Source organism: Kaistella sp. (assembly GCF_049588135.1).
Lineage (GTDB): Bacteria > Bacteroidota > Bacteroidia > Flavobacteriales > Weeksellaceae > Kaistella.
On the sequence record NZ_JBAVFG010000203.1, the window covers coordinates 1 to 21,822 of the forward strand.

Annotated in this window: 17 protein-coding genes, 1 pseudogene and 1 riboswitch; of the genes and pseudogenes, 5 read left to right on the top strand and 13 right to left on the bottom strand. The window is 35.0% G+C overall.

What is annotated here, in order from left to right; translation table 11 throughout:
* The 3 genes and pseudogenes from WBY99_RS11035 to WBY99_RS11045 form a co-directional block, all read right to left on the bottom strand.
* A pseudogene (locus WBY99_RS11035) lies at positions 1–675 on the bottom strand (hypothetical protein); the annotation flags it as partial.
* Positions 676–1,031: 356 nt separating this feature from the next.
* Entirely contained in the window at positions 1,032–2,195 is a 1,164-nt protein-coding gene (locus tag WBY99_RS11040) for a GlmU family protein (protein ID WP_423976388.1), read from the bottom strand.
* Between the two features lie 110 nt (positions 2,196–2,305).
* A complete protein-coding gene (locus tag WBY99_RS11045; RefSeq protein WP_133438841.1) occupies positions 2,306–2,557 on the bottom strand; it encodes a type B 50S ribosomal protein L31 in 252 nt (83 codons plus the stop codon).
* 184 nt (positions 2,558–2,741) lie between these two features.
* On the opposite strand from WBY99_RS11045, the gene WBY99_RS11050 reads away from it, so the two are divergent.
* The 4 genes from WBY99_RS11050 to WBY99_RS11065 are packed head-to-tail and all read left to right on the top strand — an operon-like array spanning position 2,742 to position 6,568.
* Entirely contained in the window at positions 2,742–4,127 is a 1,386-nt protein-coding gene (locus WBY99_RS11050) for a hypothetical protein (protein WP_423976389.1), read from the top strand.
* 46 nt (positions 4,128–4,173) lie between these two features.
* Positions 4,174–4,500, top strand: a complete 327-nt coding sequence (locus tag WBY99_RS11055) for a nucleotide pyrophosphohydrolase (RefSeq protein ID WP_423976390.1) — start codon at positions 4,174–4,176, stop codon at positions 4,498–4,500.
* 40 nt (positions 4,501–4,540) lie between these two features.
* The gene (locus tag WBY99_RS11060) at positions 4,541–5,764 is read left to right on the top strand and encodes a 3-phosphoshikimate 1-carboxyvinyltransferase (RefSeq protein ID WP_423976391.1); all 1,224 of its coding nucleotides are present in this window, start codon (positions 4,541–4,543) and stop codon (positions 5,762–5,764) included.
* Between the two features lie 15 nt (positions 5,765–5,779).
* A complete protein-coding gene (locus WBY99_RS11065) occupies positions 5,780–6,568 on the top strand; it encodes an SDR family oxidoreductase (RefSeq protein WP_423976392.1) in 789 nt (262 codons plus the stop codon).
* Between the two features lie 81 nt (positions 6,569–6,649).
* Here the strand turns inward: WBY99_RS11065 and metF are convergent, their stop codons facing one another.
* The 7 genes from metF to WBY99_RS11100 form a co-directional block, all read right to left on the bottom strand.
* Complete coding sequence (gene metF / locus WBY99_RS11070) at positions 6,650–7,606, bottom strand: methylenetetrahydrofolate reductase [NAD(P)H] (protein ID WP_423976393.1); 957 nt, start codon at positions 7,604–7,606, stop codon at positions 6,650–6,652.
* Between the two features lie 36 nt (positions 7,607–7,642).
* On the bottom strand, positions 7,643–7,849 hold the full coding sequence (locus tag WBY99_RS11075; protein ID WP_423976394.1) for a hypothetical protein: 207 nt from the start codon (positions 7,847–7,849) through the stop codon (positions 7,643–7,645).
* Positions 7,850–8,176: 327 nt separating this feature from the next.
* Positions 8,177–10,840: a methionine synthase gene (gene metH, locus WBY99_RS11080; protein ID WP_423976395.1), complete on the bottom strand. Its 2,664-nt coding sequence runs from the start codon at positions 10,838–10,840 to the stop codon at positions 8,177–8,179.
* A 72-nt stretch (positions 10,841–10,912) separates the two neighbouring features.
* On the bottom strand, positions 10,913–11,923 hold the full coding sequence (locus WBY99_RS11085) for a homocysteine S-methyltransferase family protein (protein WP_423976396.1): 1,011 nt from the start codon (positions 11,921–11,923) through the stop codon (positions 10,913–10,915).
* 341 nt (positions 11,924–12,264) lie between these two features.
* Positions 12,265–13,425 carry a trans-sulfuration enzyme family protein gene (locus tag WBY99_RS11090; protein WP_423976397.1) on the bottom strand — a complete coding sequence of 387 codons (1,161 nt, stop codon included), beginning with the start codon at positions 13,423–13,425 and terminating at the stop codon, positions 12,265–12,267.
* A gap of 84 nt (positions 13,426–13,509) precedes the next feature.
* Positions 13,510–15,048 (bottom strand): ACT domain-containing protein, encoded by a 1,539-nt coding sequence (locus WBY99_RS11095; RefSeq protein WP_423976398.1) that lies wholly within the window; start codon positions 15,046–15,048, stop codon positions 13,510–13,512.
* Positions 15,038–15,988: an alpha/beta fold hydrolase gene (locus tag WBY99_RS11100; protein ID WP_423976399.1), complete on the bottom strand. Its 951-nt coding sequence runs from the start codon at positions 15,986–15,988 to the stop codon at positions 15,038–15,040. Before WBY99_RS11100 ends, WBY99_RS11095 begins: the two co-directional genes overlap by 11 nt.
* Positions 15,989–16,042: 54 nt before the next feature.
* Positions 16,043–16,146: riboswitch (SAM riboswitch) on the bottom strand.
* A 111-nt stretch (positions 16,147–16,257) separates the two neighbouring features.
* Between WBY99_RS11100 and WBY99_RS11105 the strand changes: the two genes are divergently transcribed.
* Positions 16,258–18,882: an MGH1-like glycoside hydrolase domain-containing protein gene (locus WBY99_RS11105; RefSeq protein ID WP_423976400.1), complete on the top strand. Its 2,625-nt coding sequence runs from the start codon at positions 16,258–16,260 to the stop codon at positions 18,880–18,882.
* A 61-nt stretch (positions 18,883–18,943) separates the two neighbouring features.
* Here WBY99_RS11105 and WBY99_RS11110 read toward each other — a convergent pair whose 3' ends face one another.
* The 3 genes from WBY99_RS11110 to WBY99_RS11120 are packed head-to-tail and all read right to left on the bottom strand — an operon-like array spanning position 18,944 to position 21,792.
* Positions 18,944–19,372, bottom strand: coding sequence for an OsmC family protein (locus WBY99_RS11110; protein WP_423976401.1), 429 nt, complete (start codon positions 19,370–19,372; stop codon positions 18,944–18,946).
* A 54-nt stretch (positions 19,373–19,426) separates the two neighbouring features.
* Positions 19,427–20,749 carry a DUF58 domain-containing protein gene (locus tag WBY99_RS11115; RefSeq protein ID WP_423976402.1) on the bottom strand — a complete coding sequence of 441 codons (1,323 nt, stop codon included), beginning with the start codon at positions 20,747–20,749 and terminating at the stop codon, positions 19,427–19,429.
* Positions 20,750–20,784: 35 nt separating this feature from the next.
* Positions 20,785–21,792 carry an AAA family ATPase gene (locus tag WBY99_RS11120; protein ID WP_423976403.1) on the bottom strand — a complete coding sequence of 336 codons (1,008 nt, stop codon included), beginning with the start codon at positions 21,790–21,792 and terminating at the stop codon, positions 20,785–20,787.
* Positions 21,793–21,822 lie beyond the last annotated feature (30 nt).

Sequence of the window (21,822 nt, forward strand, 5' to 3'; positions counted from 1 at the left end):
TTTAAATATAAAAGTGTAGTGGTTATTAAAAAAAGCGTCGTTATTTAATAAAAAATCAGTAAGTTGAAAAATAGATTCAGATTCTAAAATTTTATTTGGGATATTTGATATTGCAAAAGTATTTTGGATTAAAAAATTGTTCTTTAAAGCTAATAGTTGCTTTTCATTACTTGATTGGCTAACTTCAACTATAAATTCTTTTATAATAGAAATGTAAATTTCTAATTCTAAAATACTACTTGCTCCAATATTTTGAATAGCATTTAGATTAAATTTATCAGAGAGTAATATTTTTTCTGCAAAATTGGTAGTTTTAAAATTGTTGTCTAAATATCTAGAAATCCCATTCTTACTCCTTACACCTAAACTATCTGAATTTATTTTTATGAAACTGTTAATCACATCTCTTTGTAGTCTATTTAAGTTTAAAATAATGTTCGCATAGGAGGGCTTTGGATTATTTTGCGTTTCACAATTTCGTAATGCTTTATATTTTATACAGACTTGAATTAATTCTTCATCAGATCTACGACCGCAATTACGAAGTTTTAAAAAAGATCGATGAATCATATAATAATCTATCAAATCATCAATAGAGTTAAATCCATTGTATTTACAGAGGTTTAAAGACCTAACACTAATATCTTCAATATCATAAATTTCTTCAACGGTCATGGTGGAGTGGGCATTAAGTAATTATTCTTGGACTTTAAGTTAAAAATATTATTTCATTTAAGAATAAGTTTTACTCATTTTGTTAGTGTTTTATTAAATAATTTACTTTTAATATTATTCATTTCTCTTTCATCACAATACAAACCTCCAAATTCTGCTTTATTTAAACATAGTTGTGATTTTGATTGAAAGTTAAAACATTATTTTAAAGGCTCATTACGGTTTTCCGTAAAACGCAGAAAATAATGCAAATTAATTTCTAACGACTGTTACAGAAGTCCTTTCAAATCACAACAAAAAAAAACATCTGCACTTTCGCACAGATGTTTGTAACTATTTAAAATTCGGGGAAATTCTTAATACTCCATATAAATATGTTTCAAAATATTTCGATCCTCTTCTGTAAACGCAACTTTCCTTCTTCCCATCGCCAATTCTGCAACTTCATACGCTTTTTCGAGTTTGAATTTTTCATCGCCTTTCATTCCGCCCCAAGAAAAATTTTCGATGAGATTTGGTGGGAAACCACTTTTGAAAATATTGGCAGCAACTCCAACAACTGTTCCGGTGTTTAATTGAGTATTAATCGCAGTTTTCGAATGATCGCCCATAATTAATCCCGCAAATTGTAGTCCTGTATTTACAAATCTTTTGGTTCTGTAATTCCATAATTTTACTTCGGCGTAATTATTTTTAAGGTTCGATGAATTCGTATCTGCACCGAGATTACACCATTCGCCAATCACCGAATTTCCAAGAAATCCATCATGTCCTTTATTGGAATATCCGAAAATCACAATATTATTCACCTCGCCGCCAACTTTGCAATGCGGACCAATCGTGGTAGCTCCGTAAATTTTTGCGCCTAAATTAAATTTCGATTCTTCGCAAAGCGCGATTGGACCACGAAGATTACAACCTTCCATTACTTCTGCATTTTTCCCGATGTAGATTTTCCCGGTTTTGGTATTTAAAGTAGAAAATTCTATGGAAGCGCCTTCTTCAATGAATAAATCTTTTTTATCGCCCAAAAACCCGTTGGTTTCCGAAAGTTTTGCGGAAGTTCTCCCTTTCGTTAATAATTCAAAATCGAAATCGATGGCTTTTTCATTAAAGGAAAATAAATCTGTTGGCTGTTTAAAGAATAAAATTTCCTCCTCAATATCCGTCATTTTTGAAATTTGACTTAAAGAAAAATTGTCCATATTGATTCTCACTGCGAGCAATTCGTCTTTATAAACCAAAGCTTCTCCTAATTTTAAATCTTTAATTTGAGCCAAAAGATTTTCACTCGGCAAAAAATTAGAAACAATGAAAAGACTTTCTTTTGCTTCGTATTTTTTAAATTTTTCCTGTAAATAATCTTCGGTGAGATAAGAAACTTCGGTGGTTTCTAATAATTTCTGCCATCTTTCGGAGAAGGTGAAAATTCCGCAACGCATTTCTGCAACGGGTTTGGTGAAAGTAAGCGGTAAAAAATCTTCCCAAAACTGGGCATCTGAAAATACGAGCTGAACCATTTAATTTGAAAATTTGAATAGGAAATAATTTGAATAGGAACTTCAAAAATACAATAAAAAAAGTCTTTCAAAAAACTTGAAAGACTTTAATTATCATTAAAATTCGAAAATTACTTTGCGAATTTTTTGTACTTGTTCATGAATTTGTCAACTCTACCTGCAGTATCAACTAATTTCACTTTTCCGGTATAGAAAGGGTGAGAAGTTGAAGAGATTTCCATTTTAATCAATGGGTAAGTTGAACCTTCATATTCAATTGTATCTTTTGTATCTGCAGTAGATTTGCAAAGAAACATCTCGTCGTTACTCATATCTTTGAAAACAACAAGTCTATAATTTTCTGGGTGGATTCCGTTTTTCATAACTTATTTTATTATTAATAATTAAAGCTTTGCTTTCGAAATAGTAATGGTATTTCTCTGCTAAATTTTAGACCGCAAAAGTACAAATATTTTTCTAATCTCCAAATACTATATCAACTAAATTAATAATTTTTCTGTTCGACATTTTTAATTAAATTTGAAACCTATATCTATTCCTATATAAATGAACAAATTTAAACTTATACTTGCTTTCGGTTTTTGGACTTTATTAACTGCGATCAGCTGTAATAGAGACGACATCAACTTCGAAAGTCCATCTCAACTATTACGTTTCTCAGAAGATACTCTTTTCCTCGACACGGTTTACAATCAAGTTCGTTCGGAAACTTACGCTGTGAAAATCTATAATAATGAAGATAAAGATATCTTGATCCCGAAAATTTCTCTTGAAAATGGAGCTGGTTCTTTATACCGAATTAATGTTGATGGAAAACCGGGAACAGATTTTAGCAATATTCCGTTGAGAAAAAAAGATAGTTTATATATTTTCGTAGAAATTGCCCCGATTGCGAATGCACCAGAAGCGATTGCCGAAGACCGAATTAATGTTCAAACTCCCGCTGGAAGCCAACATGTGACTTTATTTTCGGTCGTTCAAGATGCTGAATTTTATATTGAAAGTAAAACAAATCCGAATATTTTGACTTCAAACACCAACTGGACCAATAATAAAGCGAAGATTATTTTTGGCGATTTAACCTTGGCAGATGGAACTACATTGAATATTCAAAAAGGAACTAAAATTTATTTCCATAAAAATAGTGGGTTGAAGATTTCTAAAAATGCGAAACTAAACATTAATGGTGATTTAGGTGAAGAAGTTATTTTCCGAGGCGATCGTAATGACACTCGCTATGACACGATTCCTAAAAACTGGCAGGGAATTTCGATGGAGACCAACTCTATTTTGAATATGAATTATGCGAAAGTTTTCGGTGGAACAATTGGTCTAGAACTGAATCAAACAACAGCTACGATTGAAAACTCTATTTTTCATACCCATCAGGAATTTGGGATTATGGCGATTAACTCCAATGTTACTGCAAAAAATTTGGTAATGAATAATTGCGGGAATGCTGATTTTGTGATTTTTAAAGGTGGTACTTATAATATTACCCATTCTACTTTAGCAAATTACTGGAACTTGAATTCTGCACTTCCAGGATTAGGATTGTATGCAACCAATGAATACGATAATGGAACTTCGATCGAACAAGGTGCTTTAACTTTGAATATTAAAAACTCAATTATTTATACCGATAATGACAATGCGGTTCTTTTTAAACCAACTTCTGGACAAACTTTTAATTACAGCTTCCAGAACTCATTATTGAAATACGGGAGTACTGCAACTTATAATGTAGATGCGGCTTCTATTAAAAATCAAGATCCAAAATTTCAGAATTATTTCACACATAAAATGAATTTAAGAGTGAAAGATGATTCTCCAGCAAAAGGAAAAGGAAACATTACCGTTGCAGCAACAACACCTTTGGATATTGTGAAAATTTCGAGAACCGCCTCACCAACAATTGGCGCTTATCAATAAGAATCGGTAACTTGGCTCTTATAACTTTTAACTTGGCTCTTACAAAATGGAAATAACCAACCTCCAAAACGAAGTTGATGAATGGATAAAAACCATTGGCGTTCGTTATTTTAATGAACTCACGAACATGGCAATGCTCACCGAAGAAGTGGGCGAAGTTGCCAGAATTATCGCTAGGAGATACGGCGAACAAAGCGAAAAAGAAAGCGACAAAACGAAAGATTTAGGCGAAGAATTAGCCGATGTTTTATTCGTTACTTTATGTTTGGCAAACCAAACTGGAACCGATTTACAAGCCGCTTTCGACAAGAAAATGAAAAATAAAACCGAACGCGATTTCGATCGACATCAAAACAATGAGAAACTGAAATAAGAATCAACAATTCAAAATTTAATTAGATAAAAGCATAGATATGAGGCTGGAAAAATCAACCTTAAAAGATAATGAAACCATAGAAATTAGCGGTTCGAAAAGTATTTCGAATCGTCTTTTGATTTTAAGCTATCTATTTGAAAATCTGACAATTGAAAATATTTCAAATTCTCAAGACACCCAACTTTTACAAAATGCATTAGAAAGCAACACCGAAATTATCGACATTCATCATGCTGGAACTGCGATGCGTTTTCTAACTTCTTATCTTTCCATCCAAGAAGGAAGAACTACAATTCTTACGGGATCTGACCGAATGAAACAAAGACCAATTCAACATTTAGTTGATGCTTTGCGCAATTTGGGCGCTGATATTTCTTATGCGGAACAAGAAGGATTTCCTCCTTTAAGAATTGTTGGCAAAAAACTAGAGAAAAGTTCTGTCGCAATTCCCGCAAATATTTCGAGTCAGTTTATTTCTTCATTAATGTTGATTGGATCAAAATTAGAAAACGGTTTAGAAATTCATTTAGTGGGGAAAATTACCTCGCGACCTTACTTAGAAATGACTTTAAAAATCCTGCGAAATATAGGAATTAACAACCAATGGGAAGATCAAATCATCAAAATTCTTCCAAATATCCAAAGTGATAAAAGTTCGCAAATCACCAAATGCATTTGTGAAAGTGATTGGAGTTCTGCTTCCTATTTCTATTCTTTAGCGGCAATTGGCAGAAAATCTATTAACCTTAAAAGCTTCCGCCCTCACTCCCTTCAAGGTGATTCTGTTATCAAAGAAATCTATTGGAATTTCTTCGGAGTGAATACAATTTCACAAGGTTCAGAAAGTAAAATTTCGCTAATGCCAGAAAGTTCATTCGTTTTGCCTGAACTAATTTCTTTGGATATGAATGACTGCCCAGATATTGCGCAAACACTTTGTGTAACGGCTACTGCATTACAAATCCCTTTTGAAATCACAGGATTGTCAACTTTGAAAGTAAAAGAAACCGATCGATTAATTGCCCTAAAAAATGAACTTTTTAAAATAGGTTGCATTTCAGAAATCACAGATGATTCTATTTATTCCGTTAAGTTTTTCGAGCCGAATGAAAATATTTCAATTGAAACCTACCACGATCACCGAATGGCGATGAGTTTTGCGCCGTTTTGCCTGATTACCCCGCTAACAATTGAAAATGAAAAAGTGGTAGAAAAATCCTATCCGCAGTTTTGGGATGATTTTGCCCAAGTCACCAACTAAATTTTAAATAACAAAATGACGATACTTATCACAGGAACCTCTGCCGGCATTGGATTTACTCTAGCTGAATATTTTGGAAAAAAAGGACATATGGTTTTTGGACTAAGCAGAAAAAATGTGGAATCGGAATTTTTCACAACTATTCCCACTGATATTACCGATAACCCTCAAGTTCAAAATGCAATTCTCGAAGTTTTAAAAACAGAGAAAAGAATTGATGTACTGATTAATAACGCCGGAATGGGAATGGTGGGCGCTGTTGAAGATTCTTCACAAGAGGAAATTCTGAAATTATTTAATCTTAATTTGGTTGGTTCCGTACAAATGATGACCGCAGTTCTGCCAAAAATGCGTGAACAGAAATTAGGGAAAATAATTAATATTTCCAGTATTGGAAGTGAAATGGGACTTCCGTTTCGTGGCTTTTATTCGGCTTCAAAATCGGCTTTAGATAAAGTGACAGAGGCAATTCGCTACGAAGTTTCACCCTGGAATATCGAAGTTTGTACTTTGCATTTGGGCGACATTAAAACCAATATTGCCGAAAATCGGGTAAAAACGAAAGTTTCAGAACCGTATCAAAAAACATTTGAAAAAGTATATTCTCTGATGAATTCCCACGTTGATGACGGAACAGAACCTTCGGAAGTTGCGGAATACATCGAGAAATTGATTCAAAAAAAATCTTGGAAAGCGCATTATTATTTCGGAAAATTCGGGCAAAAAATTGGTGTTCCTTTGAAATGGATTTTGCCGCAAAATTTTTATGAAAATTTAATGAGGAAATACAATAAACTAGATTGATTTCAATCGAATATCATTTTCTTCAAAAATTAAAATAAAGATCAAAACCGGCGAAAAATTCATTTTCCGCCGTGTTCTTTTTTAGAAAATTTCTCTCGCTATTTTCTTGATATTATCACTCTTCCCCATCGAATAAAAATGTAAAACCGGAACACCGAAATCTAACAATTCTTTGCATTGATTAATTGTCCATTCGACTCCGATTTGTTTTACGGCTTCATTGTTTTTTGCTTTTTCTACTGCAGAAATTAAATCTTCGGGCAAATCTATTTTGAAAACTTTCGGCAACATTTGCAAATGACTTTTTGTCGCAATTGGTTTTATTCCCGGAATAATCGGAACATTAATTCCTATTTCCCGCGCTTGTTTCACAAATTCTATAAACTTTTTGTTGTCGAAAAACATTTGTGTTACCACATAATCTGCACCAGCATCTACTTTTTCTTTCAGCCATTTTAAATCATAATTCATTGATGGCGCTTCGATGTGTTTTTCCGGATAACCTGCAACTCCGATACAGAATTTATTCACATCATCGCAAATTTTTTCGTCGTGAAGATATTTTCCTCTTCCCAAATCGTTCATTTGATGTACCAAATCCATGGCATTTTTATGTCCGCCAATTGTGGGTTCAAAATATTGTTGCCCTTTCATCGCATCACCACGCAAAGCCATCACATTCTCGATTCCTAAATACATACAATCTACCAAAAGATATTCGGTTTCTTCCTGCGAAAAACCACCACACAAAACATGCGGAACGGTATCCACATTATATTTATGCTGAATCGCTGAACAAATTCCCAAAGTTCCGGGACGCATTCTTGTGATTTTTCTTTCCATCAAACCGTTTCCTTTATCGAGGTAAATATATTCTTCCCGAGATGTCGTCACATCAATAAAAGGCGGTTTAAACTCCATCAAAGGATCGATATTTTTATATAAATCTTCAATCCCGATGCCTTTTTGCGGTGGCACAACTTCGAGAGAAAATAAAGTTTTTCCGTTGGCGTTTTTTATGTGTTCTGTTATTTTCATTTTGTCATTGCGAGCGAAGCGAAGCAATCGCTCTGTTTAAATTATTTCTAAATCTTTGTTTGCAATTTTTAATATTTTTCCTGTACCAATTAATTTTGCTCCTTCTATAAACTTAAATTCTAAACCTTCAAAAAGTTTATTTTCAAAAAACTGTGGCGATAACATCGTTATTTCTGCTTCAACAGTTTCTCCGGGTAAAACAATTTCTTTTCCAATGTAAATTTGTCTTCCTGAAGTTGTCATTTTTTCAAAGTCAAAGGAAAGTTGTGGTCTGTATACTGATGATGCATAACGAATTCTGCCACCTTCTTCAGTAGTTCTAAATTTCTATAAAGCGATAAAATCAAAATCTTCTTTCATTTTAGATATATTTTATGTTGAGATTATCATTCCGAAGAACGGGAAATCTCAGTTTTAAATTTATTATTTGTTGTTGTTAGATTTCGCCCTTTCAGGGCTTCGCATTATGCTATTTCACTTTATTCATCGGGCTTCACCCGATGCTATTGATTTTACCACTTCGTGGCTTTACATTTCCAAAACTTTACACTTTATTGTAAAATATCAATTTTAATTTTCCGCCAAATTCGGACTCAGCCATTTTCTGGCATATTCCAAATCGATGTTTTTTCTTTCGGCGTAATCTTTCAACTGATCCTCAGAAATTTTTCCAACACCGAAATATTTTGCTTTCGGATTGGCAAAATAATAGCCAGAAACCGCTGCAGTCGGGAACATCGCCATACTTTCCGTCAATTCTAAACCGATATTTTCTTTTACTTTTAATAAATCCCAAATCGTAGGTTTTTCCAAATGATCGGGACAAGCCGGATAACCGGGAGCGGGACGAATTCCCAAATATTTCTCTGCAATCAAATCTTCATTTTCCAAATTTTCATCGGAAGCATAACCCCAAAACTCTGTTCTCACTTTGTGATGTAAAAACTCAGCAAATGCTTCTGCCAAACGATCTGCCAAAGCTTTTACAATAATCGCGTTGTAATCGTCGCCGTCGTCGTAATATTTTTTTGCCAATTCTTCGGTTCCAAATCCTGTTGTCACTGCAAAAGCTCCAATATAATCTTGCTTTCCGGAAGTTTTCGGCGCAATAAAATCGCTTAATGCCAAATATTCTTTTCCTTTTGATTTTTTGAGTTGCTGTCTTAAAGTTCGGAATTGTGAGATTTCATTTCCTTGCTCATCATAAAGCAAAACATCATCTTGCTCGTTTGAATTTGCAGGAAAAATTCCAAAAACACCTTTTGCGGTAAATAATTTTTCGTCGAGAATTTTATCGAGTAAAACTTTTGCTTCTTTGAATAATTCTGTGGCTTGTTCGCCAACAATTTCATCGGTTAATATCTGCGGATATTTTCCGTGCAATTCCCAACTTCTGAAAAACGGCGACCAGTCGATAAAACCAAGCAATTCTCTTAAATCCTGATTTTCAACAACATGAATTCCTAAAGAATTCGGCGTGCTAATTTCTTCATTTTCCCAATCGATTTTAAATTTTTGTTGCCTTGCTTCTTCAATGGAAACATATTCTTTTTCAATTTGTCGGTTCAAAAATTTCTGACGAAAATCTTCGTAATCATCCTTTAAATCTAATTTATATTGTGCATTATTTCGGTCTAAAAGCTGACTCACAACTCCAACCGCTCTCGAAGCATCGTTCACATGAACGACGGATTGCGAATATTTTGGGAAAATTTTCACTGCTGTATGCGCTTTAGAAGTCGTTGCGCCACCGATTAATAAAGGAAAATGCAAATTTTTACGCTCCAGTTCATTTGCCACATGAACCATTTCGTCCAAACTCGGCGTAATTAAACCGCTCAAACCAATCACATCCACGTTGTGATCAATCGCAGCCTGAATAATTTTATCAGCCGGAACCATCACTCCGAGATCGATGATTTCGTAATTATTGCAACCCAAAACCACGCTCACAATATTTTTACCAATATCGTGAACATCGCCTTTTACGGTTGCCATCAAAATTTTTCCGTTCGCAGGTCGGCTTTCGTCTTTTTCTGCTTCAATAAATGGCTGTAAATATGCGACGGCTTTTTTCATTACTCTCGCCGATTTTACAACTTGAGGCAAAAACATTTTTCCACTTCCGAAAAGATCGCCAACAACGCTCATTCCGGTCATTAAACTGATTTCAATAACGTCTAAAGGTCGGGAAGTTTGGCTTCTTGCTTCTTCCACATCTTCTATTATGAAACGGTCGATTCCTTTTACCAAAGCGTGCGTAATTCTTTCCTGTAAAGGATTTTTCCGCCATTCTAATTCTTCTACAAATTCTTTTTTGATGGATTTTACTCTTTCTGAATAATCCAAAAGCCGTTCTGTTGCATCGTCTTTTCGATCAAGCATCACATCTTCCACCAATTCTAACAATTCTTTCGGGATTTCATCATAGACTTCGAGCATCGTTGGGTTTACGATTCCCATGTTCATTCCTGCTTTGATGGCGTGATACAGAAAAACGGAATGCATGGCTTCCCGAACATTATCGTTCCCACGAAACGAAAAAGAAACGTTGGAAACGCCACCACTCACCGAAACATTCGGGAGATTTTCGCGAACCCATTTTGTGGCTTCAATGAAATCGAGGGCATTTCTGCGATGCTCGTCCATCCCGGTTGCGACAGGGAAAATATTCAAATCGAAAATAATATCTTCCGAAGGAAATTTCACAATTTCGGTGAGAATTCGGTAACTTCTTTTGCAAATTTCAATTCTTCTTTCGTAATTATCGGCTTGTCCGGTTTCATCAAAAGCCATCACAATCACCGCTGCGCCGTATCTTTTTACTTTTTTTGCATGATCGATAAATTCTTTTTCACCTTCTTTCAAGCTGATGGAATTCACAACACATTTTCCCTGAGCAACTTGCAAACCGGCTTCCAAAATTTCCCATTTTGAGGAATCAATCATAATCGGAATTCTGGAAATATCAGGTTCAGAAGCGATTAAATTTAAAAATTTAATCATGGAGGCTTTTCCGTCTAAAAGTCCGTCATCGAAATTGACATCGAGGATTTGTGCGCCTCCATCAACCTGATGACGGGCAATATCGAGCGCTTCTGAAAATTTTTCTTCTTTAATTAATCGAAGAAATTTCTTGGATCCGGCAACATTCGTTCGTTCGCCAACATTGATAAAGTTGGATTCCGGGGTTATAATTAATGGTTCGAGACCAGATAATTTTAGATATTTCATAATTAATTTACCAACTTATCAATGTAAAAGTTTACCAATTTTCGCCAAATTGATTGTTACATTTTTAAATTATTATATTGTTACTTTGATTTTTCTCGGTTCATAATTTTTCACCAAATCAGCAATCGCTTTGATGTGTGGCGGCGTTGTTCCGCAGCAACCTCCGATAATATTGATTAAACCTTTTTCAACATATTCGCGGATTTGTTCCGCCATAAATTCGGGACTTTCATCGTATTGACCGAAAGCATTCGGTAAACCCGCATTTGGATAAGCGGAAATATAAAACTCCGAATTATTCGCCAATTCTTCCAAATAAGGCGTAAGTTGTTTCGCACCCAAAGCGCAATTTAAACCAACGCTCAACAAATTAAGATGTGAAATGGAAATTAAAAAAGCTTCGGCGGTTTGTCCGCTCAACGTTCTTCCCGAAGCGTCGGTAATCGTTCCCGAAACCATGATTGGAATTTCGATATTTCTTTCTTCTTGAATTTCATCAATGGCGAAAAGTGCGGCTTTTGCGTTTAAAGTATCAAAAATTGTTTCAACCAATAAAATATCGGAACCGCCGTCTAATAAAGCTTCCGCTTGCTGTTTGTAGGCAATTCTTAATTCATCAAAAGTAATTGCGCGAAAACCTGGATCATTCACGTCCGGACTTAAACTTGCGGTTTTGTTGGTTGGACCGATGGAACCCGCAACAAATCTTGGTTTTTCAGGATTTTTTGCAGTGAGTTCATCGCAAACTTTTCGGGCGATTTTTGCTGATTCGTAGTTGAGTTCGTAAACCAATTCCTCCATGTGATAATCTGCCATCGCAATGGTAGTCCCAGAAAAGGTGTTAGTTTCTATGATGTCTGCCCCAGCTTCCAAATATTTTCGGTGAACTTCTTCAATCGCCTGTGGTTGTGTGAGAGAAAGCAAATCGTTGTTTCCCTTCAAAGAATGTTCCCAGTTTTTGAATCTTTCGCCGCGATAATCTTCTTCTTCGAATTTGTAGCGTTGAAGCATGGTTCCCATTGCGCCGTCGAGAATGAGAATTCTCTCGGAAAGTGCTTTGTATAGTTGTTGTGAGTTTTTCATTTTTCTATATTTTTTTGATAACCTTGTCAGGGTTTTGCCACTCTTTTTTTTTCGTGAATCGAAGAACTGAACTTCGATTTTAGCCCCGATTGCAGCGGCATCCTTTTTTGCTTTTCCCTAAATTTTCTTTTGATAACAAATAGTTCTAAAAGCAAAAAAGATAGAGCGGAAAGCGGGACGAGTTGTGTTTTTAATCACAATCGTTTTGCTCCTTAATACTAACTTTATTCATATTAAATTTATTGATTTCGCCCTTTCAGGGCTTTTCTAAATTCGTTTCGTTTTCTTCATTGGCTGCACCCAATGCTATTGACAGAGCCCTTTCAGGGCAAACCATAGTCTTAATCTAACGCTTGTTTTAAATCGCAAATAATATCTTCCACATTTTCTAAACCAACGGAACAGCGCACCAAACCCGCGGTGATTCCCACTTCGTTTCTTTCATCGTCGGAAAGCTTGGAATGCGTTGTAGAAGCGGGATGCGTAACAATCGTTCTCGTGTCGCCCAAGTTTGCAGACAAAGAACACATTTTTATATTATTTAAAAAATTTCTTCCGGCTTCGATGCCGCCTTTTACTTCGAAAGCGACGATATTTCCGCCTAATTTCATTTGTTTTTTGGCAATTTCATAATTGGGATGTGATTTCAAAAACGGATATTTTACCAAAGAAACATTCGGATGCGTTTCCAAAAATTCTGCAACTTTTTGAGCATTCTCGCAATGTTTTTCGACACGAATTGCCAAAGTTTCTAAACTTTTGCTCAAAATCCAAGCGTTGAACGGCGACATCGCAGGTCCTGTATTTCTGGCAAAAAAATAAATTTCGTGGATTAAATCTGCTTTCCCGACGGTGACTCCGCCTAAAACACGACCTTGTCCGTCAATCAATTTCGTTGCGGAATGTACGACCAAATCTGCTCCATATTTTATCGGCTGTTGAAGATAAGGCGTTGCAAAACAATTATCTACAACAAAAATCAGGTTATGTTTTTTCGAAATTTCACCCATCACTTCCAAATCTAAAACTTCAATTGCGGGATTGGTTGGAGTTTCGAGATAGAGAATTTTGGTGTTGGGTTTTATGTATTTTTCAATGTCGGTTTCATCGGCTTTGAAATACGTGGTTTCAATATTCCATTTCGGGAAATACTTGGTAAAAAGCGTGTGCGTGGAACCGAAAACCGATTGGCAACTCAAGATATGATCGCCAGAATTCAACAAAGCCGCAAAAGTGGAATAAATTGCAGCCATACCCGTTGCGAAAGAATATCCGGCTTCTGCACCTTCCATTTTTACGATTTTTTCGGTGAATTCGTTGACGTTTGGATTTGAAAATCGGCTGTATAAATTTTTCTGTTTTTCTTCGGCAAAACTTGCGCGCATATCTTCCGCATCCTGAAAAACAAAACTGGAAGTTAAATACAACGGCGTGGAATGTTCATCAAAATGGGAACGTTCGGATTGAATTCGGATTGCGTTTGTTTCAAAGTTTTCTGTCATAATATTTTTTTTAACCACAAAGGCACAAAAGTTTTTATTTTAAATAGTTGGAAATTATTTCGTTTTAAAGTTCATGAAATTTTATTATTTAATCTCGCTTAACCTTAAAATATCTCCGAAAACACCACGAGCAGTTACTTTTGCTCCAGCTCCAGCTCCCATAATTACAATTGGATTTTCGCCATAACTTTCGGTATAGATTTCAAAAATAGAGTCGGAACCTTTTAATTGTCCGAGCGCGGAATTGGCGGGAACGGAAATTAATTTCACGTCTAACTCACCTTTTTCCTGTTGTAAATCGCCATGCAAATCGCCCACAAAACGAAGAACATGATTTTCTTCTTGAGCTATTTTTATGGTTTCAAATTCTTCATTCAAATCATCAAGTCGATTCAAAAATTCGGGTTTTTCAATATTTTGTAAATTTTCAGGAATTAAATTTTGAATTTTAATATCGCTGAATTCATTAATTAAATCGAGTTCTCTCGCTAAAATCAGCAATTTTCTGGCGACATCGTTTCCTGACAAATCTTCGCGAGGATCAGGTTCTGTGAAACCTTTTTCCATTGCTTCGCTAATAATTTTTGAAAATTGATCTTCTCGCACCGAAAAATTATTGAAAATATAACTCAATGAACCGGAGAAAACCCCTTTAATTCTTGTAATATTTTCGCCAGAAAGGTGCAAAAGTTTTATCGTATCAATCAACGGTAAACCTGCTCCAACATTGGTTTCGTACAAATATTTTTTATTTCTCTTGGTTAAAATATGTCTGAAATTTCGGTATTCAGAAATCGGCAAAGTATTGAAAATTTTGTTTGAAGAAACCAAATCGAAACCGTTTTCCGCCAAAATCGGATAGTTTTTTACAAAATCTTTACTCGTGGTATTATCAACAACAATGAGGTTTTCGAGCTGATTTTCATTTGAAAATTCAATTAATTCATCAATATTTGATGGTTTTTCTGCAAGCAGAATTTCCTCGTTCCAATCGTTTCCGAAACCTTTTTTATTGAAAGCTAATTTTCGGGAATTGGCGATGGCAACAATTTTTAAATCGAGTTTTTTTCTTTTTTTAATTTCTTCAGAACGTTCCAAAACCTGTTCTATCAAAGTTTTTCCGACATGACCGTGACCAATAATTGCGAGATGAACCGTTTTCGGTTTTGCAAAAATTTCTGCTTCAATGATGTTCTTTGCTTTTTCATCTTGCGAAGAAGTGACCACAATGTTGATTCTATTCTCGGCGGCAATTTGATTCAAAATCAACGGAAAGATATTGTTTCGAGCGAATTCAGAAAGGATTTTGTTGAAATCTTTGGCAACAAATCCTATCACAGAAACATGATTAATACTGAAGATTTGGCTTACTTTCCCAGATTTTCTTTCAATTTCAAATTCATCAATCAAACAATTTACTGCTTTTTCGGAATCGGTTTCATTGACCAAAACTGAAATTCCGTTTTCTACTGCTTGTTGAGAAATCACGCCAACGCTTATTCTGGCGTAAGTTAATGCTTTAAAGATTCTGCCATCAATTCCAACTTCACCTAAGAAATCTTTTCCCTCGAATTTGATGATTGATTTGTTTTTTAAAATCTTTATTTCGTTTTTAGTTATCATTAAAAATATTGTTTAATAAGTGATTAAGTTGTTCATATTCCATCAAAAAAGCGTCGTGTCCGTGAATTGATTTTATTTCGTGATAGAAGGTGTTTTCTTTGGTTTTAATTAAATTTTTAAAACATTTTTGGATTTCAAAAGCGGAAAAAAACAAATCAGAATCCACCGCAATTAAATGAATATTGGCTTTGATGTTTTTGAGTTTTTCTTCATCAACTTTAATATTCATCAACAAATGATTCATTAAGCGATAAGCATTTAAACTAAATCGTTCGTTCAATTTTTTACCGTGAAAATTCAGCCAATCATGGGATTTTAAAATTTCTTTTTCATCATCAAATTCATTGTTAAATCTGGTGTTCAAAGATTCAGGTGTTCGATAACATAACATGGCGTGAATTCTTGCTTTTTGCAAAGGTTTTTCGGTACTTTCAAGTAGAAATTTCTGAACTAAACATTGCGAAAAAAGCCAATCAGAAGTTTTAAAATCGGAAGCAATCGGGATGAAGTTTTCTGCCAAATTATTATTTAAAACCAACATTTCCCAAGCGATAGAACCGCCAACTGAACCGCCAATTAAAGCAAAAAGTTTTTCAATGTTTAAATGATTTAATCCCGAAAGAAAAATTTGAGCAATGTCTCTGGTGGTAAAATCTTGGTAATTTTTAATTAAATCTCCATCAAAACCATTCCCTGGAATATTGAAACAAAGTATCGTAAACTTCGTTGTATTAATCGTTTTATTTTCGCCAATTAAAGATTTCCACCAACCATTTTCACCAGAAACATTGGAGTTTCCAGTTAATGCATGATTCACCAAAATTATTGGTGCAGAAAATAATTCGGCTCCGAAAATTTGATACGATAAATTAATATCCAGAGTTTTCCCTGAAATTAATTGATGATTGTTGAGTTTGATATGTTGTAGCGAATTTTCCAATTTTTCTTAAAAATTAAAATTGAAAATGCTACCCGAAAAAGGTAAAAAATGGTTCTGTTATCTCTTCCCAAATTGGGATAGAATGTAGCACCTTCTTCGTTTCCGAAGGGTTGCCAAGGTTTCATTGAGTCTAATCTCTCCACCTTTCTTAATAACATTTTCAATATGTAAATGAACTTATTTCGGTGCAAAGGAAAGCATTAAAATATAACCTCACAAATTTTTGGAAAAAATTTTATTTCTTAATTTCGCAGCAGAAATTATTTAAAATGACGACGGAGAAAGAAAGAATGCTCGATGAAAAATGGAAAAAATGGGGACCTTACGTGAGCAACAGACAATGGGGAACAGTCCGCGAAGACTATAGCCACAACGGAAATGCGTGGGGACACACTACCTATAATGATGCAATCAGCAGAACTTATCGCTGGAGTGAAGATGGTATTGCAGGAATTTGTGACACTAAACAACGGTTATGTTTTGCTTTTTCGTTTTGGAATCGCAAAGACAAAATGATTAAAGAACGTTTCTTTGGATTGAGTAATCATGAGGGAAATCACGGGGAAGATTTAAAAGAGCTCTACTATTATTTGGATAATACGCCTACTCATTCCTACATGAAAATGGTATATAAATATCCGATTAATGAATTTCCTTATGACCATTTAATTGCAGAAAACGGAAGAAGATCGAAGCACGACCCTGAGTTTGAGTTGATTGATACTGGAATATTTAATGATAATAATTACTTTGATATATTTATTGAATACGCAAAAATTAATCATGATGATTATTTGATTCGTGTTACTGCAAAAAATAGAAGTGGACATAAAGCGCCCTTAGTAATTTTGCCAACCATCTGGTTTAGAAACAATTGGAATTGGGGTCATGGTGAATACAAACCTCAACTAAAATCTTCAGCAAATGGTGATATTGAAATTCATCATGACTCTTTATCAGTCATTAAATTATATGCAAGAGATCAGAATACAGAAGCACTTTTTTGTGATAACGAAAGTAATCCTGCAAAAATTCATGGTGCAAGTTCTGAACCGAAATACTATAAAGATGGCATTAATAATTTTTTAATTCACAATGATCAAACCTCAATAAATCCAGACAAAACCGGAACAAAAGCCTGCTTCGTCATCAACACAGAAATAGACGCAGGAGGAAGCAAAACCTTCGATTTTCGATTGAGTCCGCACGACATGGAAAATGCATTCTTTGACTTCGACGATATTTTTAGTTTAAGACAAAAAGAAGCCGATGAATTCTATGACGGAATACAAAAGGAGATGACCGATGAAGAAGAAAAAATGATTCAAAGACAGGCATTTGCAGGATTATTATGGAATAAGCAATTCTATCATTACAATGTTTCTAAATGGTTGAAAGGAGATCCAAAATTTGAAGCACCACGAAATTTCAACCATCATGTGAGAAATAAAGAATGGGAACACATGCAGAATAAGGACGTAATTTCAATGCCCGACAAATGGGAATATCCTTGGTTTGCGACTTGGGATTTGGCGTTTCATTGTGTTCCGTTTGCTATTTTGGATTCTGGCTTTGCGAAACATCAATTAAAATTATTAACGAAGGAATGGTATATTCATCCGAACGGTCAACTTCCTGCTTACGAATGGGATTTCAGCGATGTAAATCCGCCTGTTCACGCTTGGAGCACTTTCCGAGTTTTTAAAATTGACGAAAAATTAAACGAAAAACCCGATATTCCTTTTTTGGAAAGCGTTTTCCAAAAATTATTATTGAATTTTACTTGGTGGGTGAACCGAAAAGATAAAAACGGAAATAATGTTTTTGGCGGCGGTTTTCTTGGGCTTGATAATATTGGTGCATTCGACCGAAACATGGAGTTCAAAAATGGCGATCATTTAGAACAAGCTGATGGAACAAGTTGGATGGCGATGTATGCCTTGAACATGATGAAAATTTCAATGGAATTGTCGCTTTATAATCCGATTTACGAAGACATGGCGATTAAGTTTTTCGAACATTATCTTTATATCGCAGAAGCAATGGACAATTTGGGGGAAACCAAAAATGGTTTATGGAACGAGGAAGACGGCTTTTTCTACGACCTTTTACAATTGAATAATGGCGATTCTATTTCATTAAAGTTGAGAAGTATCGTTGGATTAATTCCGATGTTTGCGGTGGAAGTGGTAGAACATTCGTTGCTGGAAAAACTACCCAATTTCCGTAAAAGAATGGAATGGATCCTGAACAACAAGCCCGAACTTGCCAATCTGGTTTCGCATTGGGAAGTGGAAGGACAAGGCCGAAAACATTTGATGAGTGTACTTAGAAAAACTCGACTCAAAAGAATTTTAGAACGAATGGTTGATGAAGAAGAATTTCTTTCACCCTACGGAATTCGATCCATGTCGAAAGTTTACGAAAAAAATCCGTATATTTTTTCGGTCGATGGAAAAGATTTCAAAGTGAAATATACCCCTGCGGAAAGCGACAGCAGTATGTTTGGCGGAAACAGCAATTGGCGCGGACCAATTTGGTTTCCTATCAATTTCTTAATTGTGGAAAGTTTGCAACGTTTTCATTATTATTATGGCGACAGTTTGCAAATCGAATATCCGGCAAAAAGTGGTAAAATGCAAAATCTCGATTTTGTCGCCACCGATTTAAGTCAAAGACTCTACTCTATTTTTAAGAAAGATGAAAACGGAAATCGTGCATTTAACGGTGGAAATGAACTTTTAGATCATAATGAATTCTTTAAAAATTACATTATGTTTCACGAATATTTCAACGGTGATACCGGCGAAGGAATTGGTGCATCTCACCAAACCGGTTGGACGGCGACGATTGCAAAATTAATTCAACCGCGAATGGGTTCGAGACCGAGATAGATTATAACTAAAAGGCAGCATTTTGAAATGCTGCCTTTTTTTATGGAAAAAGGAATAAATTTTATTCTCCCACTTTCTCTCCATTCACAAAAACCTCATAATTCACGGTCACATTCGGTTCCATGGTTTTAGAAACCGAACAGTATTTTTCGAAAGAAAGTGAAGCGGCACGTTCTGCTTTTTTGGGATCTATATTTCCTTCAACAAAAAATTTAACCAAAATGGTTTTAAACGGTTTCGCCTCGTCAACCTGAATTCTTTCACCTTCCACTTCTGCAGAAAACTTAGTAATTTCCTGTCTCTGTTTTTTCAGGATAGAAACCATATCGATTCCGCTGCAACCTGCGACTGCCATTAATAAACTTTCCATCGGAGAAACGCCTTTCGTTCCTTCAGATTGTGAAATATTATCTAAAAGAATCGTATTGCCAATTGAATTTTTGCATTCAAATAAATAATCGTCGTTGATTCTGTTGAGTGTTATTTTCATAATGTTGTAAATTTAAGATGAATTACGTTTAAAAGTATAATATAAGGATTTTAATTATAAAATTCCTCTCGCTTTAATTTCCAGATATTTATTAATGACTTCGATATTCAAATTTTCCGGCAAAGTATAAACCGTGTAAATCCCATATTTCCGAAGTTCCTGAATAATTAATTTCTTTTCATATTCAAATTTTTCGGCAATAATCTCGTCGTACACTTCCTGAATATTTTCCGGATTGGTATTGATTAAACTTTGAAGTTCAGAATTTTTAAAGAAAATAATCACCAACAAATGGTTTTTCGCAATTCCGCGGAGATATTTCATTTGACGGTTTACCGCATCTAAAGTTTCAAAATTAGTGAAAAGTAAAATCAAACTCCTTTGCCCAATGGTATATTTCATGTCCTGATACAACCTGCTGAAATCGCTCTCAAACAAAGTAGTTTGAATATTATACAACGACTCAGAAATCTTTTTCAACTGTCCCGATTTATTATCGGCAGCCACTTTATGTTCCGTTTTTTTGGAGAAAGTCATCATTCCTGCGCGATCATTTTTTTTCAGAATAATATGACTTAAAGCCATCGTTGCGTTAATCGAATAATCGAGTAAACTCAACCCGTTGAAAGGCATTTGCATCGTTCTGCCATTATCGATCAACATGAAAATCCGTTGTGATTTTTCATCCTGAAACTGATTCACCATCAATTGATTTCGTTTCGAAGTCGCTTTCCAATTAATCGTTCGTACATCGTCGCCGGGAACATATTCTTTGATTTGCTCAAATTCCATCGTGTGTCCCAGTTTTCGGATTTTTTTAATTCCACCCAAAAGAAATTCGTTCTGAAGCGCCATTAATTCATATTTTCTTAAATGAATAAACGACGGATAACTTGGCAACATCGCATCTTTTTGAAAAATAAAACGCCGAGAAACAAATCCTAAAGTTGATTGCGCAAAAACATTCAAACTCCCAAAACTATATTCTCCGCGTTCTTTCGGTTCGAGTAGATATTCAAAAAGAACATTTTTTTTAGGTTTAATGATTCTTTCAATGTTAAAATCCCGCTTCTGAAATTGAAAAGGAATTTCATCAATTACTTTCGTTTTAATCTGAAAAGGATAATTATTTTTAAGATCAATTTTTACTGAATTTTGATCGCCATTTGATAACTTTTCGGGTAAAATTCTTTGTGCCTGAATGGCATTTTTTTGATTGAACAAAAGCATATAATCTACAATGAAAGCAATCACCACGACAATCAATAAACCGTGCGCAATCCACATGAAAACCGGAAAGAAAAACGCAAGAACATAAGTGATTCCCACACCGAAAAGTGTGAAGAAAAGACGGTTGTTAAGGTATAGGTTTTTCATTTCTTAATGTTTTAATATTGTCACCACAAAATGTATTACCTCGGAATTTCGATTGCTTCCAAAATCTGACGAATAATTTCATCGGCGGTTAAACCTTCCATTTCTCGTTCTGGCGAAACCATCACGCGGTGGCGAAGAACAGCGTAACTGGCTTCTTTGATATCTTCGGGCGTTACAAAATCTCGTCCACGAACTGAAGCAAACGATTTCGAAGCCGTCAATAACGCCAAACTTGCACGCGGTGAAGCGCCCAAATAAAGGAATTGATTTTCTCTCGTATTTACTATAATTTTTGCGATATATTCTAAAAGTTGAGTTTCCACAACAACGTCTTTTACCAATTGTTGATAGCTCTTCAATTGTGCTCCAGAAATCACTTTCTGTACGGCATCGGTTTTATCTTCCAGTTTATTTTCATGCTGATTTTTAATGATTTCTATTTCTTGAGTAAGATTTGGGTAACCGACATTAATTTTAAATAAAAAACGGTCCAGTTGTGCTTCCGGAAGGCGATACGTTCCTTCATGTTCAATCGGATTTTGCGTTGCAACCACCAAAAAAGGTTCCTGCATTTCGTATTGTTTCCCATCCATCGTGATCTGGCGTTCTTCCATCACTTCAAACAATGCAGATTGCGTCTTCGCAGGTGATCTGTTGATTTCATCAATCAAAATAAAACTGGAAAATATCGGTCCTTTTTTGAATTCAAATTCAGAATTTTTAACATTGAAAATCGAAGTTCCCAAAATATCCGAAGGCATTAAATCAGGCGTAAACTGAATTCTGCTGAAACCGACATCTACCGTTTTTGCCAATAATTTCGCAGTAATGGTTTTCGCAACTCCGGGAACGCCTTCGATCAAAACATGACCATTCGACAAAAGTGCGACCAACAAATGCTCAATCATCGATTCTTGTCCGATAATGACTTTCCCGATTTCTGCTTTTACCTGTTCCAAACTTTGTTGAAGTTCGGTCATATCCAATCGGGAATGAAATTCTGTATTTGTATTTTCTTGATTTTGAGTCTCAAAATTTTCCATAATTATATTGGGTTCAATGGTCGTTTATTT

Coding starts and splice junctions, on each gene's coding strand:
- WBY99_RS11040 (WP_423976388.1), bottom strand. CDS start 2,195: ATGGTTCAGCTCGTATTTTCAGATGCCCAGTTTTGGGAAGATTTTTTA.
- WBY99_RS11045 (WP_133438841.1), bottom strand. CDS start 2,557: ATGAAAAACGGAATCCACCCAGAAAATTATAGACTTGTTGTTTTCAAA.
- WBY99_RS11050 (WP_423976389.1), top strand. CDS start 2,742: ATGAACAAATTTAAACTTATACTTGCTTTCGGTTTTTGGACTTTATTA.
- WBY99_RS11055 (WP_423976390.1), top strand. CDS start 4,174: ATGGAAATAACCAACCTCCAAAACGAAGTTGATGAATGGATAAAAACC.
- WBY99_RS11060 (WP_423976391.1), top strand. CDS start 4,541: ATGAGGCTGGAAAAATCAACCTTAAAAGATAATGAAACCATAGAAATT.
- WBY99_RS11065 (WP_423976392.1), top strand. CDS start 5,780: ATGACGATACTTATCACAGGAACCTCTGCCGGCATTGGATTTACTCTA.
- metF (WP_423976393.1), bottom strand. CDS start 7,606: ATGAAAATAACAGAACACATAAAAAACGCCAACGGAAAAACTTTATTT.
- WBY99_RS11075 (WP_423976394.1), bottom strand. CDS start 7,849: ATGACAACTTCAGGAAGACAAATTTACATTGGAAAAGAAATTGTTTTA.
- metH (WP_423976395.1), bottom strand. CDS start 10,840: ATGAAATATCTAAAATTATCTGGTCTCGAACCATTAATTATAACCCCG.
- WBY99_RS11085 (WP_423976396.1), bottom strand. CDS start 11,923: ATGAAAAACTCACAACAACTATACAAAGCACTTTCCGAGAGAATTCTC.
- WBY99_RS11090 (WP_423976397.1), bottom strand. CDS start 13,425: ATGACAGAAAACTTTGAAACAAACGCAATCCGAATTCAATCCGAACGT.
- WBY99_RS11095 (WP_423976398.1), bottom strand. CDS start 15,048: ATGATAACTAAAAACGAAATAAAGATTTTAAAAAACAAATCAATCATC.
- WBY99_RS11105 (WP_423976400.1), top strand. CDS start 16,258: ATGACGACGGAGAAAGAAAGAATGCTCGATGAAAAATGGAAAAAATGG.
- WBY99_RS11110 (WP_423976401.1), bottom strand. CDS start 19,372: ATGAAAATAACACTCAACAGAATCAACGACGATTATTTATTTGAATGC.
- WBY99_RS11115 (WP_423976402.1), bottom strand. CDS start 20,749: ATGAAAAACCTATACCTTAACAACCGTCTTTTCTTCACACTTTTCGGT.
- WBY99_RS11120 (WP_423976403.1), bottom strand. CDS start 21,792: ATGGAAAATTTTGAGACTCAAAATCAAGAAAATACAAATACAGAATTT.